Origin of the sequence: Pseudomonas sp. 02C 26, assembly GCF_002843585.1 — a bacterium.
Classification (GTDB): Bacteria; Pseudomonadota; Gammaproteobacteria; order Pseudomonadales; family Pseudomonadaceae; genus Aquipseudomonas; species Aquipseudomonas shirazensis.
On record NZ_CP025262.1, the window covers coordinates 5,175,667 to 5,191,020 of the forward strand.

The following is a 15,354-nucleotide window of genomic DNA, read 5'->3' on the forward strand; positions in this document are numbered from 1 at the left end:
CCATGCACCAGCAGACCATTCTTTTCGACCTGGACGGCACCCTGACCGACCCGCGTCTGGGCATTACCCGTTCGATCCAGTACGCCCTGGCCAAACTGGGCATCGACGAGCCGGACCTGACCCGCCTCGAACACTTCATCGGCCCGCCCTTGCTGCAGGCCTTCATGCAGTTCTACGAGTTCGACGAGGCCAAGGCCTGGCAGGCGGTGAACTTCTACCGCGAGCGCTTCAAGGTCACCGGGCTCTATGAAAACAGCGTGTATGCCGGCGTGCCCGAGCTGCTCCAAGCGCTCAACGAGCAAGGCCGCACGCTGTATGTAGCCACCTCGAAGCCGTGGGAATTTGCCCGCGAAATTGCCCGCCACTTTGCCTTCGACCATCACTTCAAGGTGATCTACGGCAGCGAGCTGGATGGCACCCGCACCAACAAGGTCGAGCTGATCGCCCACCTGCTCGAGCAGGAAGGCCTCGACCCGGCGCATACCCTGATGATCGGTGACCGCAAGCACGACCTGATCGGCGCGCGCAGCAACGGCGTGCAGGCCGTGGCGGTGGGCTACGGCTTCGGCAGCCGCGAAGAGCTGACGGCAGAAGCGCCAGCCTTCCATTTCGAAACGCTGGCTGAACTTCATCAGGCGTTTATCAGGGCCTGATCGGCTTCGCCGACGGCTGCGCAAGCTTGTCCAGCTCAGCTTTACGCTGTGCCAGGGGCAGCTTGCCCAGCTGTTCAACCGCCTGATAGAACCGCGGCCAATCCCCGCCGACCTGCTGGAACAATGCCGCAAAGGCCGGCACCCATTGGTCATAAAGGCCGAAGGGCAACAGCTTGGCATTGCTCATTGGTGCGTAGATCCAGGCGTCATAGCGTTTGTCGCCCGCCCATTGACCATCGCGCAGCTGCCGGTACTCGGCGCGCAGACGGGCAAACTCGGCTTGCTTGGCCGCTCGCTTGGCGGCATCGGACAGTTGCCCCGCGTAGAGCTGCTGCAATCGCTCACGGCTATCGAGCACCAACTGAATGAACTGCTCGCGTTGCCGTGAAGTGTCTTCGCCAACCGCTGCAAGGCCACGGGCGGCGCGCCATTGCCGCGTGCCTTGCTGCTCGACAAAAGTGGCAAAGGACTCGTTGAACTCGGTGTCATCCTTCACGTAAAAGCGCTGGTGTGCCAGCTCGTGAAAGATCAACGAAGCCAGCCGCTCGTCACCCCAGCCAAGCATCGACGACAGCAGCGGGTCATCGAACCAGCCCAAGGTCGAGTAGGCTTCGACACCGCCGACATACACGTCCAGCCCTTGCTGGCGCATCAACGCCGCCGCACCGCGCGCTGCGCCTTGGCGGTAGTAACCGCGATAGGCCACGCAGCCGGCAATCGGGAAGCAGTGGGTGATCGGCTGCAGCGACAGCTCAGGCGTGGCGAACACATTCCATACCACGTACGGCCGGCCCAGATCGGCATACACCCGGTAGCTGCGGTTATCCGGCAGCTTCAGCACATCGCTGGCAAACACTCGGGCCCTCTCGGCGTGCTCAAGCCGCTCGCGCAACACCGGATCTGTCGCCGGGTCGCGCAGCAGCTGCTCGACCGGCTGGCGCGCACGCAGCAACTGCAATTGGCCCGCGGCCAGTTGGCTGTAGTAACTCACGCTGCTGCAACCGCTCAGCAGAACAAGCGCCAGTACGGGAACCAAAGGTGAGAAAACGCGGTCGAGTGCCCCAAGGCCTGAGCGCTGACTAAAAAGATCGTAAAGCATCGCCGCTGTTCATCTCGCTCAAGGTTGTGCAAAGCCACAGACTATCTCGCCAAGAGGGAGTATCGCCATGCGTGCACCGATAGCCATCGGCGCCTTACTGCTGTTGTCGGGTTGCTCGACCCTGCCCGATGCCGACCCGAGCAAAGCCTGGGTCGACCTCGAACCGAGCGATGACACGGCGCTGCACGCCGTGCAGGTCGACGAGCGCGACTGGCAAGACAACCGTTACTTCGAGGTCGAGCCCGGCAAGCATGAGCTGACCGTGCGCTATCAATTCCCGGTAGCGCCGAGCAACATTGGCCCGGTGGCCGAGCCGCTCTGGCGGGACTGTCAGCTGAATGTCGACTTCAAGGACTTCAATGCTGGCCAGCGCTACAGCCTGCAAGCAGGCAGCATCGGCTTCAGGCCATGGCTGAAACTCTACGATGAGCGACAAAAGCTGGTAGGCCAGGGTGAACCGGCGGGCTGCCAACGCAGCTGATGGCGACGATTGGCGCTATGCTCAAGGCTTGTAACCTGCAAGTCGGAGTTCCACCATGCGCCAGCCCATGATGCTGATCGCCCTGAGTACACTTGGGGCCTGCGCCAGCCCCTTGCCCCCCGTTGACCCAAAACAGGCGTGGGTCGACCTCTACACCATGACCCCCGGTAAGGTGATCATGGCTGACCGCCTCGATGGCAAGCGCCTCGACGACGGCCGCTACTTTCAGGTACCCCCCGGCCAACACGAGCTGAGAGTGCGTTTTGACTATGAGCTCAGTGGCGGGCTGTTCACTACTGACCCCACCCAGCGCACCTGCTACCTGACCGTACGTTTCGACAACTTCGAAGCCGGCCAGCGCTATCGCCTGGAGGCCAGGGCACCAGCCATGCAGCCGCAGGTGTACCTCTACGACACCAGTCGCAAAGTGTTGGTAGATGAGCCCAGCGACGTGTTTTGCATCCCGTAACGAAAATGGGGCTGCTCGAGTCCGAGCAGCCCCATGGCATCAACCGTTACTGATCATTCTTTTGATAAATGATCTTCTTGCTGCCACCTTCACAGCTGCCCACCACCATGTTCTGGTCGGTGACCTCACTGTTGGCAACAATCTCCAGGGTGTAGGAGGCTACGCCTCGGGCCTGGATCTTCGCTTCGATTTCAGCTTTGAGCTCTTCGCAGGGCTTCACTGCAGCTAACGCAGAGGTAGCGAGCAGCGAAGCCAGCAGGGCGATTGCAACGCGAATCATGGGACAGCTCCTGGAGCGGCAGGCCAACTGCCGACAATCCTTAGACTACAACAAACCGCCCCAGTTGCGCCGCCTCAGCCCTCCAGTGTGGCGTTGAGGCTGATTTGCGCATTGAGCACTTTCGACACCGGGCAACCGGCCTTGGCCTTGTTGGCGATCTCGGTGAACTGCTCTTGGCTGGCACCTGGCACCTTGGCCTTGAGGATCAGGTGCACGGCGGTGATGGCGAAGCCGTCGTCCTGCTTGTCGAGGGTGACCTCGGCGGTGGTGTCGATGCGCTCTGCGGTCAGGCCAGCCTCACCGAGCATCATCGACAGTGCCATCGAGAAGCAGCCGGCGTGGGCAGCGCCGATCAGTTCTTCAGGATTGGTGCCGGGGGTGTCTTCAAAGCGGGTATTGAAGCCATAAGGGTTCTGCTTGAGCGCGCCGCTCTCGGTGGACAGCATGCCTTTGCCATCCTTCAGACCACCTTGCCATACCGCTGATGCTGTCTTTTTCATGGTGTCCCCTGAACATTTGCTTGCGTGTAGGTAAAGATTGAGAGGACACCACCTACGGCAAGTTCAGAACAATCCGCAGGCAAACATTGAATACATCGAATCTGCCCATACAGAGTCTACAAGGCTAACGCCCTTTACTTTTTTGCGGAGGCAGCGATGACGCAGTTGCGTGATCTGAAGATTTCAACCCTCGACCTGGTCCCGGTACGCGCCGACGCCGGCCCAGCCCAATCCCTGCACAATTCACTGGACCTGGCGCGCCACGTCGAGCGCTTTGGCTACAACCGCTTCTGGGTGGCTGAACACCACAACATGGACGGCATCGCCAGCTCGGCCACCTCGGTGCTGCTCGGCTACCTGGCCGGCGGCACCTCGACCATCCGTGTCGGCGCCGGCGGGGTGATGCTGCCCAACCACGCACCACTGGTGATCGCCGAGCAGTTCGGCACCCTGGCCAGCCTCTATCCCGGCCGTATCGACCTTGGCCTGGGGCGTGCGCCCGGCTCTGACCAGATGACCGCCCGCGCCCTGCGCCGCGAGCGCTCGGGCAGCGCAGACGACTTCCCAGATGATGTCGAAGAACTGGTGCGCTACCTCGGCCCACGCACGCCTGATCAAAAAGTGATCGCCGTGCCGGGGTATGACACCGAGGTGCCGATCTGGCTGCTCGGTTCCAGCCTGTTCAGCGCCCAGCTGGCTGGCATACGCGGCTTGCCTTACGCCTTTGCCTCGCACTTTGCGCCGCGCTACATGCATGAGGCGATTCGCACCTACCGTAATCACTTCAAGCCGTCGACGGTGCTCGACAAGCCCTATGTGATGCTCGGCGTGCCGATGGTGGTCGCTGATACCGACGAGACAGCCGAGTATCTGGCGACCTCGGTATATCAACGCATCCTCGCACTGATGCGTGGCCAGAGCCTGATGCAGCGTCCACCGGTGAGCACCATGGACGGCCTGTGGCTGCCCCATGAGCGCGAAGCGGTGATGAGTTTCCTGGGTCTGGCGATGATCGGCAGCCCGCAGAAGGTGCGGGCCAAGGTCGAGGTGCTGCTGGAGCAGACCGGTGCTGATGAGCTGATCTTCACCTGTGACCTTTACGAGCACGCCGACCGCATCCGGTCGTACGAACTGCTCGCGCAGGCGCTCCAGGGCGACTGAGTGCAGATGCGATTGGGGCTGCTTAGCGGCCCCAATTGGCCATTACGCAGGCAATATTACTTGCGCGTGTAGACGATTTCCTTGGTGCCGCCCTCGCAAGAGCCCACCACTTTGCCCGCTGGATCACCCTTGTCGATGATCTCCAGCGTGTAACCGCTCACCCCTTTGGCATCCAGCTTCGCCGCAATCTCTGCCTTGAGCTCCTCGCACGGTTTGCCTGCGGCCATGGCACCACCGGCCAGCATCAGCAAACCCATCGCCATCAGTAGCTTGTTCATCGATCGCTCTCCTTGTTCAGATCAATCAAACAGGGCGCAACGCGCGCCCCTGAACTGTATTACCCCATCCCGCACGGACACTCTAGCCCGGTAGTGTTTCAGCTCTCGGCAATACGGAAGCCAACCTTCAAGGTGACCTGGAAGTGCGCGACCTTGCCATTCTCGATATGGCCGCGGGTTTCGGTGACTTCGAACCATTCCAGATGCTTGAGGCTCTTGCCGGCCTCGGCGATAGCGTTGTTGATGGCGTCCTCTACACTGGTCGTGGAAGACCCAACCAGCTCGATTTTCTTGTACGTACGATGCTCAGACATTAGCGCGTTCCTCGAGTGATTACCGCAGATGAGCCTAGCAGTGCAGGCCTGATTTACCTGCGAGCGGTCAATTCGAGAAAAAGTTCGATCGCACTTTTGCCGCGCGGCACAGTCGCACTAGTTACTGCCACTTACCATTGCGAAGGAGAGTCAACATGGCCCGCAACACCCTGCGTAAGACATCGCTGCAAAGCATGGAAGCCGAGATCGAGAGCCTCCTCAACACCCTCGAGACGCTCAAGAATGACGCCTCCGAAGAATCGCAAAAGTCCCTCAAGGCCATTCGCGGCAACGCCGAAAACGCCCTGAAACACTCGCGCAGCGTCATCAGCGACGCCTATGACGAGGTCAAGACCCGCACCCGTCAAACCGGCATCGCTACCCGTGACTACGCCCAAGAGCACCCATGGACTGCCGCCGGCGTTGCCGTTGGCGCACTGGGCCTGCTGGCGGCTTACCTACTGACCAAACGCAACTAAGCCATCTGCTCCAGCTCGCGGCGCAGCCACTGCGCCAGTTGCTCGGCGCGCCCATCTGCGGCGCGCCGCGGCACCCACAGCGCCAGCGCGGCGTTGGTGGGCGAGAACCCCCAGGGTGCAATCAAACGCCCGGCACGCAAGTCGTCCGCTACCAACGGTTGCGGTGCAATCGCCACGCCCAGGCCTGCCACGGCCGCCTCCAGCAAATAATACAAATGCTCGAACGCCTGCCCCAGCTGTAGCTCGCCCGTGCTCAGCCCATGCTGCGCCGCCCAGGTAGGCCAGGCTTGTGGTCGCGAGGTGGTGTGCAGCAACGCTTGCTGCAGCAATGCTGCGGCTGGAGCGTTGCGCAGGCTCTGCGAACCGGCAAAGTGCGGGCTGAGCACCGGGCCGATGCGTTCTGCAGCCAGGACATGGACCTGCATATCTGCCGGCCACGGCGGCTCGGCGTACACCAGCAGCGCATCCAGCCCCGGCCGGCGCGGATCCAGGTCGCCTTCACCCGCCGACAGGTGCAGGCGCAGCGCCGGCAGCTCGGCATTCAGTCGCCCAAGCCTGGGGATAAACCAGCGCGCGAGCAGGCTGCCCGAGCAGCCCAGCACGAACGGCGCTTCGCTGACATCCCGGCTCAGCTCGGCACACACGCCGCGCAGGCGGTCGAAGGCATCGACACTGGCATCGCGCAGGCGCACGCCGGCATCTGTGAGTTTGACGCCACGCCCATCCTTGACGAACAACGCCACCCCAAGATGCTCTTCCAGCACCTTGATCTGCCGGCTGACCGCGCCGTGGGTCACGTGCAGCTGTTCGGCGGCCTGGCTGACGCTGTTCAGCCGGGCGGTCGCTTCAAATGCCCGCAGAGCATTCAGGGGAGGGAGGTCGTGGCGCATAACCCGTGAGATTTCCTGACATGTTTGCGCAATCTTATCGGTTTTCAGCCGGACGCAGTGAAGTTAGAGTAAAGCCCATCAGTCATCCATATCGCCTTGGAGCGCTCCATGACCCAGACCCAATTCCGCGCTGGCCCCGACGCCGACGGCCTGTTCGGCTCGTTCGGTGGCCGCTACGTGGCAGAAACCCTGATGCCGCTGGTGCTGGACCTGGCCCGCGAATACGAAGCGGCCAAGGCCGACCCGGCGTTCATCGAGCAGCTGGCGTACTTCCAACGTGATTACATCGGCCGGCCCAACCCGCTGTACTTCGCCGAGCGCCTGACCGAGCACTGCGGCGGCGCGCAGATCTACTTCAAGCGCGAAGAGCTCAACCACACCGGCGCGCACAAGGTGAACAACTGCATCGGCCAGGTACTGCTGGCCAAGCGCATGGGCAAAAAACGCCTGATCGCCGAAACCGGCGCCGGCATGCACGGTGTTGCGACTGCCACTGTGGCTGCCCGTTTCGGCCTGCCGTGCGTGATCTACATGGGCGCCACCGACATCGAGCGCCAGCAAGCCAACGTGTTCCGCATGAAGCTGCTGGGCGCCGAGATCGTTCCGGTTACCTCCGGCACCGGCACCCTCAAAGACGCCATGAATGAAGCGCTGCGCGACTGGGTCACCAACGTCGACGATACCTTCTACCTGATCGGCACCGTTGCTGGCCCGCACCCCTATCCTGCGATGGTGCGCGACTTCCAGTCGATCATCGGCAAGGAAACTCGCGCCCAGATGCAGGAAAAACAAGGCCGTCTGCCAGACAGTCTGGTGGCCTGCGTCGGTGGTGGCTCCAACGCCATGGGCCTGTTCCACGAATTCCTCGATGACGCCAGCGTGCAGATCATCGGCGTTGAAGCCGGCGGCCATGGCGTCGACACCGACAAGCACGCCGCCAGCCTCAACGGCGGCGTACCGGGCGTGCTGCACGGCAACCGCACCTACCTGCTGCAGGACGGCGACGGTCAGATCACCGATGCCCACTCGATTTCGGCAGGCCTGGACTACCCCGGCATTGGCCCGGAGCATGCCTTCCTGCACGAAGTGAAGCGGGTCGAGTACGTCAGCATCACCGACGACGAAGCGATCGATGCGTTCCACGCCACGTGCCGTCTGGAAGGCATCATCCCGGCGCTGGAAACTGCCCACGCCCTGGCTGAAGCCATCAAGCGCGCGCCGACCCTGCCTAGCGACCACTTGATGGTGGTGTGCCTGTCCGGCCGTGGCGACAAAGACATGCAAACCGTGATGAACCACATGGCCGCCCAGGAGAAACAGGCATGAGCCGTCTCGAACAACGCTTTGCCGACCTCAAGGCCGAAGGCCGCTCGGCGCTGGTCACTTTCATCACTGCCGGCGACCCTGGCTACGACACCTCACTGGCCATCCTCAAGGGCCTGCCAGCCGCCGGTGCCGACGTGATCGAGCTGGGCATGCCGTTCACCGACCCGATGGCTGACGGCGTGGCGATCCAACTGGCGACCTTGCGCGCCCTGGACGCCGGCCAGACCCTGGCAAAAACCTTGCAGATGGTTCGCGAGTTCCGCGTCGACAACCAGACCACGCCAATCGTGCTGATGGGTTACTACAATCCGATCCACCGCTTTGGCGTAGAGAAGTTTGTTGCCGAGGCCAACGAGGCTGGCGTTGACGGCTTGATCATCGTCGACCTGCCGCCTGAACATGACGCCGAGCTGGCTACCCCGGCGCAGGTAGCAGGCATCGACTTCATTCGCCTGACCACACCGACCACCGACGATGCGCGCCTGCCGCGCGTGCTCGAGCGCAGCTCGGGGTTCGTCTACTACGTTTCGGTGGCCGGCGTCACCGGTGCCGGTTCTGCTACCAGCGAGCACGTCAGCGAGGCGCTGGCGCGTCTGCGTCGCCATACTGACCTGCCGATCAGCGTCGGCTTTGGTATCCGCACCCCTGAGCAAGCAGCGGCGATCGCGCGCCTGGCTGAAGGTGTGGTGGTTGGCTCGGCGCTGGTCGACAAGATCGCCAACGCCAGCAGCAACGAGCAGGCCGTCAACGATGTGCTGAGCCTGTGCTCGGCGCTGGCTGAAGGCGTACGCTCGGCTCGTCGCTGAGTTGACCTGGGCCACTCGCGCTGCTGCAGCGCGGCTGGCCCTGCTTCACTCCTCGAAGATCGACAGGTCCAACGGTCGTAAAGCGCCCATCCAGATCGCATGATCACGGTGATCGGCCAGCTCATCGCCAGTCAGCGGGTGCAGAAACACCACCAGCCCGCGCCGATATAACGCCAACCACGGCAGCACCACGCCCACCACCTCCGGCGCAAACGCCAGCTGGCAGCTCCAGTCCGGGTGCGGCCCTACTGGCTTCTGATGCATGCGCCCCATGCTCACGGGAAACAGCCGTGTCGCCTCCTCGCACAGCTCCCGCGCCTGCTCCATGCTCTGCGCGTCGTAATAGACGTGCGCGTGGTAACCCTTGATTCTCTGCACGATAGCTCCTGATTACGCTTCCACCGCCACCGCCGGCAAGGCAGTGATGCAATGAAAAGATAGCCGAGACCGCAGAGCAGCCCAACCTCTTAACGGTTGCGCTCTTGCTCCAGCCAATCCACAAACCGCTCGATCAACGCCCCACGGCGCTTGCGCGGCGGTAATACCACGTAATACCCGCGGTCCGAGCGCAAACTCCCCGCCAATGGCCGGCACAACAACCCTTGTTCCACCAGCCCGTCCACCAAATGCCCCCAGCCAATCGCCACGCCTTGCCCGGCAATCGCCGCCTGAATCAGCAGCGTGTAGTTATCAAAGCGCAATTGCCCAGCCGGCGCTGGGCTGGACACGCCAAAGCCGCGAAACACCCCCGCCCAGTCAAACCAGCGGCTGGCCTGCTCGCCCTTCAAATGCAGCAACGGCAACCGTTGCAAAGCCGAGGCTGACAAGGGTTTGCCATCAGTCATCCGCGGGCTGCACACCGGGAAAACCTCCTCATCGAACAACCAGCGGCTCTCCCCCTGATGGAAACGCCCATCGCCGAACAGCACCGCCACGTCGATGTCAGGGCGCAACATGCCCTGACTACGTTCACCGGTCACCAGGCTTACATCCACCTGTGGATAAGCCTCATGAAAGCGCTGCAGCCGCGGCATCAGCCAGAATGCTGCGAAGGCAAAGTCAGTGGCCACCTGCAGCACCTCGCGTTGGCCGCGGCCGCTGGCCTGGGCGATGCCGTCATCCATCGCCTGCAGGCCCTGGTGCACCTGTTCGAACAACAACTGGCCGGCTTCGGTGAGCTCAATGCCCCGATAAATACGGTCGAACAGGCGCGTGCCAAGGGTTGCTTCCAGGCGCTTTACCTGCTGACTGACTGCCGGCTGGGTAGTGCCAAGCTCCAATGCAGCGGGGGTAAAGCCACGCAGGCGCGCGGCCGCTTCGAACACGCGCAAGGTATCCAGCGACAGCGCGGCAAGGTGCTCAAACATAAGCTCAGCTAATCCCAGTCATTGCCCGCCATGGGCTTTACCCATGTTATCGGAAGTCGCATCTTGAAAGGCACGCGGATCGCATAACCTTCGACAATGGAAGCCAACATGACGCGCCCGAATATCCTGTTCATCATGGCCGACCAAATGGCCGCACCCCTGCTGCCAATCTATGCCCCTTCGCCTGTGCAGATGCCTCATCTGAGCCGGCTGGCGGAACAGGCGGTAGTGTTCGATTCAGCCTACTGCAACAGCCCATTGTGCGCGCCGTCCCGCTTCACGCTGGTCAGCGGCCAACTGCCCAGTCGCATCGGCGCCTACGACAATGCTGCCGATTTTCCCGCCGATGTACCGACCTATGCGCACTACCTGCGCCGCTTGGGTTACCGCACTGCGCTGTCAGGCAAAATGCACTTCTGCGGCCCAGACCAGCTGCACGGTTACGAAGAGCGGCTGACCAGCGACATCTACCCAGCCGACTATGGCTGGGCGGTGAACTGGGACGAACCGCACGTGCGTCCGAGCTGGTTCCACAACATGTCTTCGGTGCTGCAGGCGGGGCCGTGCGTGCGCACCAACCAGCTGGATTTCGACGAAGAGGTGGTGTTCAAAGCGCGCCAGTACTTGTACGACCATGTGCGCGAGAACGATGGGCGACCGTTCTGCCTGACGGTGTCCATGACCCACCCGCACGACCCCTACACCATCCCCAAGCGATATTGGGACCGCTATGAGGGTGTAGATATTCCGATGCCCACCGGGCTCAGTCAGGCAGAACAGGACCCCCACTCACAGCGCCTGCTGAAGGTTTATGACCTGTGGGACAAGCCGCTACCTGTGGATAAAATTCGCGATGCCCGCCGAGCCTACTTTGGCGCCTGCAGCTACATCGACGACAACATCGGCCAGCTGCTGCAGACCCTAGAGGAGTGCAACCTGGCCGACGACACCTTGATCGTGTTCTCCGGCGACCACGGCGACATGCTGGGCGAGCGAGGCCTCTGGTACAAGATGCACTGGTTCGAGATGTCGGCGCGGGTTCCGCTGCTGATCCATGCGCCCCGGCGCTTTGCTGCAAGCCGGGTGAGCGCCTCGGTATCAACCTGTGATCTGCTGCCGACATTGGTAGAGCTGGCCGGTGGCGCTGTGGATAAAGACCTGCACCTTGACGGCCGCTCACTGCTCGGCCATCTGCAAGGGCAGGGCGGTCACGACGAAGTGATCGGCGAATACATGGCTGAGGGCACGGTCGGCCCACTGATGATGATCCGCCGCGGACCACACAAGTTCGTGTACAGCGAAGACGACCCCTGTCTACTCTATGACCTGAGCCGCGACCCGCACGAGCGGGAGAACCTCACGGGCAGCCCGGACCACCAGGCGCTGCTGCAGGCGTTTATCGATGAAGCACAAGAGCGCTGGGATGTCGCCAGCCTGCGCCAGCAGGTACTGGCCAGCCAGCGCCGCCGCCGGCTGGTCGGCGCAGCGCTCGCCATCGGCAAGCTGAACAGCTGGGACCATCAACCCTGGGTAGATGCCAGCCAACAGTACATGCGCAACCACATCGATCTCGACGACCTCGAGCGCAAGGCACGTTATCCACAGCCCGCACCCCTGGATTGAGAAGAGAGGCCGCCATGCACATGTTCTCCACCGCCGTACTTGCCCTGGCTCTGGGCGTTGCCACAGCCAACGCAGCCGACAGCGACGCGCAATGCAGCACCGTAAAACTAGCCGACCCTGGCTGGAGTGATATTGCCTCGACCAACGCAGTAGCCCGGCTGCTGCTGGAAAGCCTGGGCTACCAGGTAAAAGTAGATAGTCTGGCCGTGCCGATCATCTACGGCGGCCTCAAGGATGGGAGGGTCGACGCCTTTCTTGGCAACTGGATGCCGGCGCACCAGAGCTTCCATGACAAGTTCGTCGCCAACGGCGATGTCCAGCAGCTGTCACGCAACCTGGAAGGAACCGAGTTCACCCTGGCAGTGCCCGACTACGTGTGGAACGCCGGGGTCAAGAGCTTCGCTGACCTGCAGAAACACGCCGACCAGTTCGACCACAAGCTGTACGGTATCGGCTCCGGCGCCCCAGCCAATCTCTCGTTGAAAGAAATCATCGACAAGAATGAATTCAACCTTGGCCAGTGGAAGCTGGTGGAATCCAGCGAGCAGGCGATGCTGGCCCAGGTCGATCGGGCGATCAAGAAACAGCAGTTCATCACCTTTCTTGGCTGGACCCCGCACCCGATGAACGTGAAACTGAAGATGCATTACCTGACCGGCGGGGAGAAGTGGTTCGGCAGCAAAGGCGAGGTATACACGCTGACCCGCAAGGGTTATCCACAAGCGTGCCCGAATGCGGCGAAGCTGCTGGGGAATCTCAAGTTCACACTGGACATGGAAAACAGCATCATGGCCCAGGTTGTGGATAACAAGATCAGCTTCGATCAAGCGGCCAAGGCATGGGTGAGAGCGCACCCCGAATCGCTGGACGAATGGTTGCTCGGCGTGACCACCAAAGCCGATAGCAATGCGCTTGAGGCAGTCAAAGCCAAGCTCTGAACGACCCCAAAGAACTGGGGCTAGGCGCTATAGCCGGGATGCCCCACTGCGATGAATCTCGGCGAAATCTAAGGATTGTGGACAACTCATGCACCGCCTCAGTCACCTGCTGCCTTTCCTCAAGTGGCTGCCCCGGCAAACGCCGCGCAGTATGCGCCAGGACCTGCTGGTCGGCCTGAGCGGTGCCATCCTCGCCTTGCCGCAATCCATCGCCTACGCGCTGATCGCTGGCCTGCCGGCCGAGTACGGCCTGTACGCGGCCATCGTGCCGGTGATCATCGCCTGTCTGTGGGGATCTTCGTGGCACCTGATCTGCGGCCCGACCGCGGCCATCTCGATCGTGCTGTATGCCAGTGTCAGCCCGCTGGCCGTCAGTGGCAGCAGCGACTACATCAGCCTGATCCTGCTGCTGACGTTTCTAGCCGGCGCCTTCCAACTGGTGCTCGGACTGGTGCGCTTTGGCGCACTGGTCAATTTTGTCTCGCACTCGGTGGTGCTCGGCTTCACCCTTGGTGCGGCTGTGGTCATTGCCCTGGGGCAACTGCCAAACCTGCTCGGCATCGAACTGGTGAGCCAGGCCACCGCGCTGAAAACCCTGCAGGATCTGCTCAGTCACGCTGGCGAAATCGACCTGCCAGCGCTGACGCTGGGCTTGGCGACGTTGCTGCTTGGCCTGCTGCTGAAGCTTTGGCGGCCGCGCTGGCCGAGCCTGTTGATAAGTCTGCTGCTGGTCAGCCTGATCGCCTGGTTGCTGCCGCAATGGTTTGGCCAGGTGGCGCGGGTGCCGGCGTTCAGCGGCCAGCTACCACCCTTGAGCCCGTTGCCATTGCTGGATTTCGAACTGATCCTGCACTTGCTGCCAAGCGCCGTGGCGGTGGGCATGCTCGGCTTGGTCACCAGCCTGTCGATTGCCCGCTCGCTGGCGTCGCGCTCCGAGCAAATGATCGATGCCAATCAGGAAATCCGCGCCCAAGGCCTGTCGAACATGGTCGGCAGCGTATTCTCCGGTTACCTCTCGTCCGGCTCATTCACCCGCTCGGGCTTGAGCTACGATGCGGGCGCACGTTCGCCGCTGGCCGGGGTGTTTTCCGCGCTGTGGTTGGCGCTGTTCGCAGTGACCGGCGCCGGCCTGATTGCGCACCTGCCGATCCCGGCCATGGCCGGCAGCATTTTGCTGATCTGCTGGGGTTTGATCGATGTGCGCGGCATCCGCGCGCTGTTTCGGGTCAGCCGCGCCGAGTTTCTGGTGATGGCCCTGACCGCTATGGCAACGCTGCTGCTGGAGCTGCAGACCGCGATCTATGCCGGCGTACTGGCCTCGCTGTTCTTCTACCTCAAGCGCACCTCACAGCCCCGCGTGCTGCAAAGCCGCGAAGGCGAGACAGATGTACTGCGGGTGGGTGGGTCGATCTTCTTTGGCGCAGCGCACTACCTGCAAGTGCGCCTGCAACGCTGCCAAGGGCCGCATGTACTGATCGATGCGCGGCAGGTCAACTTTATCGACTATTCGGGCGTTGACATGCTCCACCGTGAAGCACGGAGGCTGATGCGTAATGGCGGTAGCCTGACGCTGCACCGCGCGCGGCCACAGGTAGTCGAGGAATTGCAGAAGCTGGAAGGGGCGCAGGCGTGTCCAATACGCTTTGAGGATTGATTGGGACTTTCGGATGCTGGGGGCGCTTTGCGCCCCTTTCGCGACACAAGGCCGCTCCTACAGGGGACCGCGTCAGACTGGCTGGACACGGTAGGTGTAGGAGCGGCCTTGTGTCGCGAAAGGGCTGCAAAGCAGCCCCGACATTCTCAAACCCCACACAATTTGAGACCCTGCCCGATCCCCGGCCTAGGCCTCAGCCCCGCGCCAACTGGCGACGCAGCTCATCCAGTACTGGCGCTGTATCCGGCCGCACCCCACGCCAGATGAAGAACGCCTCGGCCGCCTGCTCGGCGAGCATGCCCAGGCCATCGAGTACCTTGGCTGCCTGCAGGCGAGTCGCCCACTGGCAAAACGGGGTCGGCTCCTTGCCGTACATCATGTCGTAGCACACGGTGCGGCCAGCTTCGACCAGGCTGTCGGCAATCGGCGGCATCTGCCCGGCAAGGCTGGCCGAGGTGGCGTTGATGATCACGTCTACCGGCTCGCTGAGCCAGGCAAAACCACTGGCCACCACCGGCCCCAGCGCATCGAACTCATGCGCCAGCTGCTCGGCCTTTTCTTCCGTCCGGTTAGCGATCACCAGCGCCTGCGGGTTATGCGCCAGAATCGGCTCGAGTACACCGCGCACTGCGCCGCCCGCACCAAGGATGAGGATGCGCTTGCCCTTGAGCTCGACCCCGGCGTTTTGCGTGAGGTCGCGCACCAGACCGGCGCCGTCGGTGTTGTCACCTTGCAGGCTGCCGTCGGCCAGCTTGGTCAGGGTGTTGACCGCGCCGGCGCGCTGGGCACGCTCGGTGAGACTGTCGCACAGGCGGTAGGCTTCTTCCTTGAACGGCACGGTGACGTTGGCACCCTGGCCCTGCTTGAAGAAGCCGCGAGCGCAGTCGCTGAACTCGTCCAGCGGCGCCAGCAGGGTGTTGTATTCGATGTGCTGGCCGGTCTGATCGGCAAACAGGCGGTGGATCAGCGGCGACTTGCTGTGGCCGATCGGGTTGCCGAAAACGACGTATTGGTCCATGGCGCTTCCTCGGTTATC

At 62.4% G+C, this 15,354-nt stretch carries 19 protein-coding genes; 10 read left to right on the forward strand and 9 right to left on the reverse strand.

Translation table 11 applies throughout. The features are described 5' to 3' along the window. The first annotated feature begins 2 nt into the window (after positions 1 to 2). Positions 3 to 653 (forward strand): HAD family hydrolase, encoded by a 651-nt coding sequence (locus CXQ80_RS23575; RefSeq protein ID WP_101322736.1) that lies wholly within the window; start codon positions 3 to 5, stop codon positions 651 to 653. Here CXQ80_RS23575 and CXQ80_RS23580 read toward each other — a convergent pair. Continuing rightward, positions 643 to 1,752, reverse strand: coding sequence for an aminopeptidase (locus CXQ80_RS23580; RefSeq protein ID WP_101322737.1), 1,110 nt, complete (start codon positions 1,750 to 1,752; stop codon positions 643 to 645). The two genes, CXQ80_RS23575 and CXQ80_RS23580, sit on opposite strands and share 11 nt — an antisense overlap. A gap of 67 nt (positions 1,753 to 1,819) precedes the next feature. Here CXQ80_RS23580 and CXQ80_RS23585 point away from each other — a divergent pair, with 67 nt between their 5' ends. Together CXQ80_RS23585 and CXQ80_RS23590 are read left to right on the forward strand one after the other, a co-directional pair. Next, positions 1,820 to 2,233, forward strand: coding sequence for a hypothetical protein (locus tag CXQ80_RS23585; RefSeq protein ID WP_101322738.1), 414 nt, complete (start codon positions 1,820 to 1,822; stop codon positions 2,231 to 2,233). A gap of 55 nt (positions 2,234 to 2,288) precedes the next feature. After that, positions 2,289 to 2,702 (forward strand): hypothetical protein, encoded by a 414-nt coding sequence (locus CXQ80_RS23590; protein ID WP_101322739.1) that lies wholly within the window; start codon positions 2,289 to 2,291, stop codon positions 2,700 to 2,702. Between the two features lie 46 nt (positions 2,703 to 2,748). On the opposite strand, the gene CXQ80_RS23595 is transcribed toward CXQ80_RS23590, so the two are convergent. Together CXQ80_RS23595 and CXQ80_RS23600 are read right to left on the reverse strand one after the other, a co-directional pair. Beyond that, positions 2,749 to 2,982, reverse strand: coding sequence for a DUF1161 domain-containing protein (locus CXQ80_RS23595; RefSeq protein ID WP_101322740.1), 234 nt, complete (start codon positions 2,980 to 2,982; stop codon positions 2,749 to 2,751). 74 nt (positions 2,983 to 3,056) lie between these two features. Beyond that, a complete protein-coding gene (locus CXQ80_RS23600) occupies positions 3,057 to 3,482 on the reverse strand; it encodes an OsmC family protein (RefSeq protein WP_101322741.1) in 426 nt (141 codons plus the stop codon). 156 nt (positions 3,483 to 3,638) lie between these two features. Between CXQ80_RS23600 and CXQ80_RS23605 the strand changes: the two genes are divergently transcribed. Beyond that, positions 3,639 to 4,643 (forward strand): LLM class flavin-dependent oxidoreductase, encoded by a 1,005-nt coding sequence (locus tag CXQ80_RS23605; protein ID WP_101322742.1) that lies wholly within the window; start codon positions 3,639 to 3,641, stop codon positions 4,641 to 4,643. A 56-nt stretch (positions 4,644 to 4,699) separates the two neighbouring features. On the opposite strand, the gene CXQ80_RS23610 is transcribed toward CXQ80_RS23605, so the two are convergent. Both CXQ80_RS23610 and CXQ80_RS23615 read right to left on the reverse strand, forming a co-directional pair. Beyond that, positions 4,700 to 4,921, reverse strand: coding sequence for a DUF1161 domain-containing protein (locus tag CXQ80_RS23610; RefSeq protein WP_101322743.1), 222 nt, complete (start codon positions 4,919 to 4,921; stop codon positions 4,700 to 4,702). A gap of 98 nt (positions 4,922 to 5,019) precedes the next feature. After that, positions 5,020 to 5,235 (reverse strand): dodecin, encoded by a 216-nt coding sequence (locus tag CXQ80_RS23615; protein ID WP_101322744.1) that lies wholly within the window; start codon positions 5,233 to 5,235, stop codon positions 5,020 to 5,022. A 155-nt stretch (positions 5,236 to 5,390) separates the two neighbouring features. Between CXQ80_RS23615 and CXQ80_RS23620 the strand changes: the two genes are divergently transcribed. After that, entirely contained in the window at positions 5,391 to 5,714 is a 324-nt protein-coding gene (locus CXQ80_RS23620; protein WP_101322745.1) for a YqjD family protein, read from the forward strand. Here CXQ80_RS23620 and CXQ80_RS23625 read toward each other — a convergent pair. After that, positions 5,711 to 6,604, reverse strand: coding sequence for a LysR family transcriptional regulator (locus CXQ80_RS23625; protein WP_101322746.1), 894 nt, complete (start codon positions 6,602 to 6,604; stop codon positions 5,711 to 5,713). The genes CXQ80_RS23620 and CXQ80_RS23625 overlap by 4 nt on opposite strands. A 108-nt stretch (positions 6,605 to 6,712) precedes the next feature. Here CXQ80_RS23625 and trpB point away from each other — a divergent pair, with 108 nt between their 5' ends. After that, positions 6,713 to 7,930 (forward strand): tryptophan synthase subunit beta, encoded by a 1,218-nt coding sequence (trpB, locus tag CXQ80_RS23630; RefSeq protein WP_101322747.1) that lies wholly within the window; start codon positions 6,713 to 6,715, stop codon positions 7,928 to 7,930. After that, entirely contained in the window at positions 7,927 to 8,736 is an 810-nt protein-coding gene (gene trpA, locus CXQ80_RS23635; RefSeq protein ID WP_101322748.1) for a tryptophan synthase subunit alpha, read from the forward strand. The genes trpB and trpA overlap by 4 nt, the downstream gene beginning before the upstream one ends. A gap of 45 nt (positions 8,737 to 8,781) precedes the next feature. On the opposite strand, the gene CXQ80_RS23640 is transcribed toward trpA, so the two are convergent. Together CXQ80_RS23640 and CXQ80_RS23645 are read right to left on the reverse strand one after the other, a co-directional pair. Next, positions 8,782 to 9,114, reverse strand: a complete 333-nt coding sequence (locus tag CXQ80_RS23640; protein WP_101322749.1) for a DOPA 4,5-dioxygenase family protein — start codon at positions 9,112 to 9,114, stop codon at positions 8,782 to 8,784. An 89-nt stretch (positions 9,115 to 9,203) separates the two neighbouring features. Continuing rightward, complete coding sequence (locus CXQ80_RS23645; RefSeq protein WP_101322750.1) at positions 9,204 to 10,103, reverse strand: LysR family transcriptional regulator; 900 nt, start codon at positions 10,101 to 10,103, stop codon at positions 9,204 to 9,206. Positions 10,104 to 10,211: 108 nt separating this feature from the next. Between CXQ80_RS23645 and betC the strand changes: the two genes are divergently transcribed. The 3 genes from betC (at position 10,212) to CXQ80_RS23660 (ending at position 14,318) form a co-directional block, all read left to right on the forward strand. After that, positions 10,212 to 11,726 (forward strand): choline-sulfatase, encoded by a 1,515-nt coding sequence (gene betC / locus CXQ80_RS23650; RefSeq protein WP_101322751.1) that lies wholly within the window; start codon positions 10,212 to 10,214, stop codon positions 11,724 to 11,726. Positions 11,727 to 11,740: 14 nt separating this feature from the next. Then, the gene (choX, locus tag CXQ80_RS23655; RefSeq protein ID WP_101322752.1) at positions 11,741 to 12,664 is read left to right on the forward strand and encodes a choline ABC transporter substrate-binding protein; all 924 of its coding nucleotides are present in this window, start codon (positions 11,741 to 11,743) and stop codon (positions 12,662 to 12,664) included. Between the two features lie 88 nt (positions 12,665 to 12,752). Further along, positions 12,753 to 14,318 carry a SulP family inorganic anion transporter gene (locus tag CXQ80_RS23660; protein ID WP_101322753.1) on the forward strand — a complete coding sequence of 522 codons (1,566 nt, stop codon included), beginning with the start codon at positions 12,753 to 12,755 and terminating at the stop codon, positions 14,316 to 14,318. A gap of 193 nt (positions 14,319 to 14,511) precedes the next feature. On the opposite strand, the gene aroE is transcribed toward CXQ80_RS23660, so the two are convergent. Continuing rightward, positions 14,512 to 15,336: a shikimate dehydrogenase gene (aroE, locus tag CXQ80_RS23665; RefSeq protein WP_101322754.1), complete on the reverse strand. Its 825-nt coding sequence runs from the start codon at positions 15,334 to 15,336 to the stop codon at positions 14,512 to 14,514. Positions 15,337 to 15,354: the final 18 nt, after the last annotated feature.

Bases quoted from the DNA above. Each gene is read 5' to 3' on its own strand.
- CXQ80_RS23575 (WP_101322736.1), top strand. From the start codon at position 3: ATGCACCAGCAGACCATTCTTTTCGACCTGGACGGCACCCTGACCGAC.
- CXQ80_RS23580 (WP_101322737.1), bottom strand. From the start codon at position 1,752: ATGCTTTACGATCTTTTTAGTCAGCGCTCAGGCCTTGGGGCACTCGAC.
- CXQ80_RS23585 (WP_101322738.1), top strand. From the start codon at position 1,820: ATGCGTGCACCGATAGCCATCGGCGCCTTACTGCTGTTGTCGGGTTGC.
- CXQ80_RS23590 (WP_101322739.1), top strand. From the start codon at position 2,289: ATGCGCCAGCCCATGATGCTGATCGCCCTGAGTACACTTGGGGCCTGC.
- CXQ80_RS23595 (WP_101322740.1), bottom strand. From the start codon at position 2,982: ATGATTCGCGTTGCAATCGCCCTGCTGGCTTCGCTGCTCGCTACCTCT.
- CXQ80_RS23600 (WP_101322741.1), bottom strand. From the start codon at position 3,482: ATGAAAAAGACAGCATCAGCGGTATGGCAAGGTGGTCTGAAGGATGGC.
- CXQ80_RS23605 (WP_101322742.1), top strand. From the start codon at position 3,639: ATGACGCAGTTGCGTGATCTGAAGATTTCAACCCTCGACCTGGTCCCG.
- CXQ80_RS23610 (WP_101322743.1), bottom strand. From the start codon at position 4,921: ATGAACAAGCTACTGATGGCGATGGGTTTGCTGATGCTGGCCGGTGGT.
- CXQ80_RS23615 (WP_101322744.1), bottom strand. From the start codon at position 5,235: ATGTCTGAGCATCGTACGTACAAGAAAATCGAGCTGGTTGGGTCTTCC.
- CXQ80_RS23620 (WP_101322745.1), top strand. From the start codon at position 5,391: ATGGCCCGCAACACCCTGCGTAAGACATCGCTGCAAAGCATGGAAGCC.
- CXQ80_RS23625 (WP_101322746.1), bottom strand. From the start codon at position 6,604: ATGCGCCACGACCTCCCTCCCCTGAATGCTCTGCGGGCATTTGAAGCG.
- trpB (WP_101322747.1), top strand. From the start codon at position 6,713: ATGACCCAGACCCAATTCCGCGCTGGCCCCGACGCCGACGGCCTGTTC.
- trpA (WP_101322748.1), top strand. From the start codon at position 7,927: ATGAGCCGTCTCGAACAACGCTTTGCCGACCTCAAGGCCGAAGGCCGC.
- CXQ80_RS23645 (WP_101322750.1), bottom strand. From the start codon at position 10,103: ATGTTTGAGCACCTTGCCGCGCTGTCGCTGGATACCTTGCGCGTGTTC.
- betC (WP_101322751.1), top strand. From the start codon at position 10,212: ATGACGCGCCCGAATATCCTGTTCATCATGGCCGACCAAATGGCCGCA.
- choX (WP_101322752.1), top strand. From the start codon at position 11,741: ATGCACATGTTCTCCACCGCCGTACTTGCCCTGGCTCTGGGCGTTGCC.
- CXQ80_RS23660 (WP_101322753.1), top strand. From the start codon at position 12,753: ATGCACCGCCTCAGTCACCTGCTGCCTTTCCTCAAGTGGCTGCCCCGG.
- aroE (WP_101322754.1), bottom strand. From the start codon at position 15,336: ATGGACCAATACGTCGTTTTCGGCAACCCGATCGGCCACAGCAAGTCG.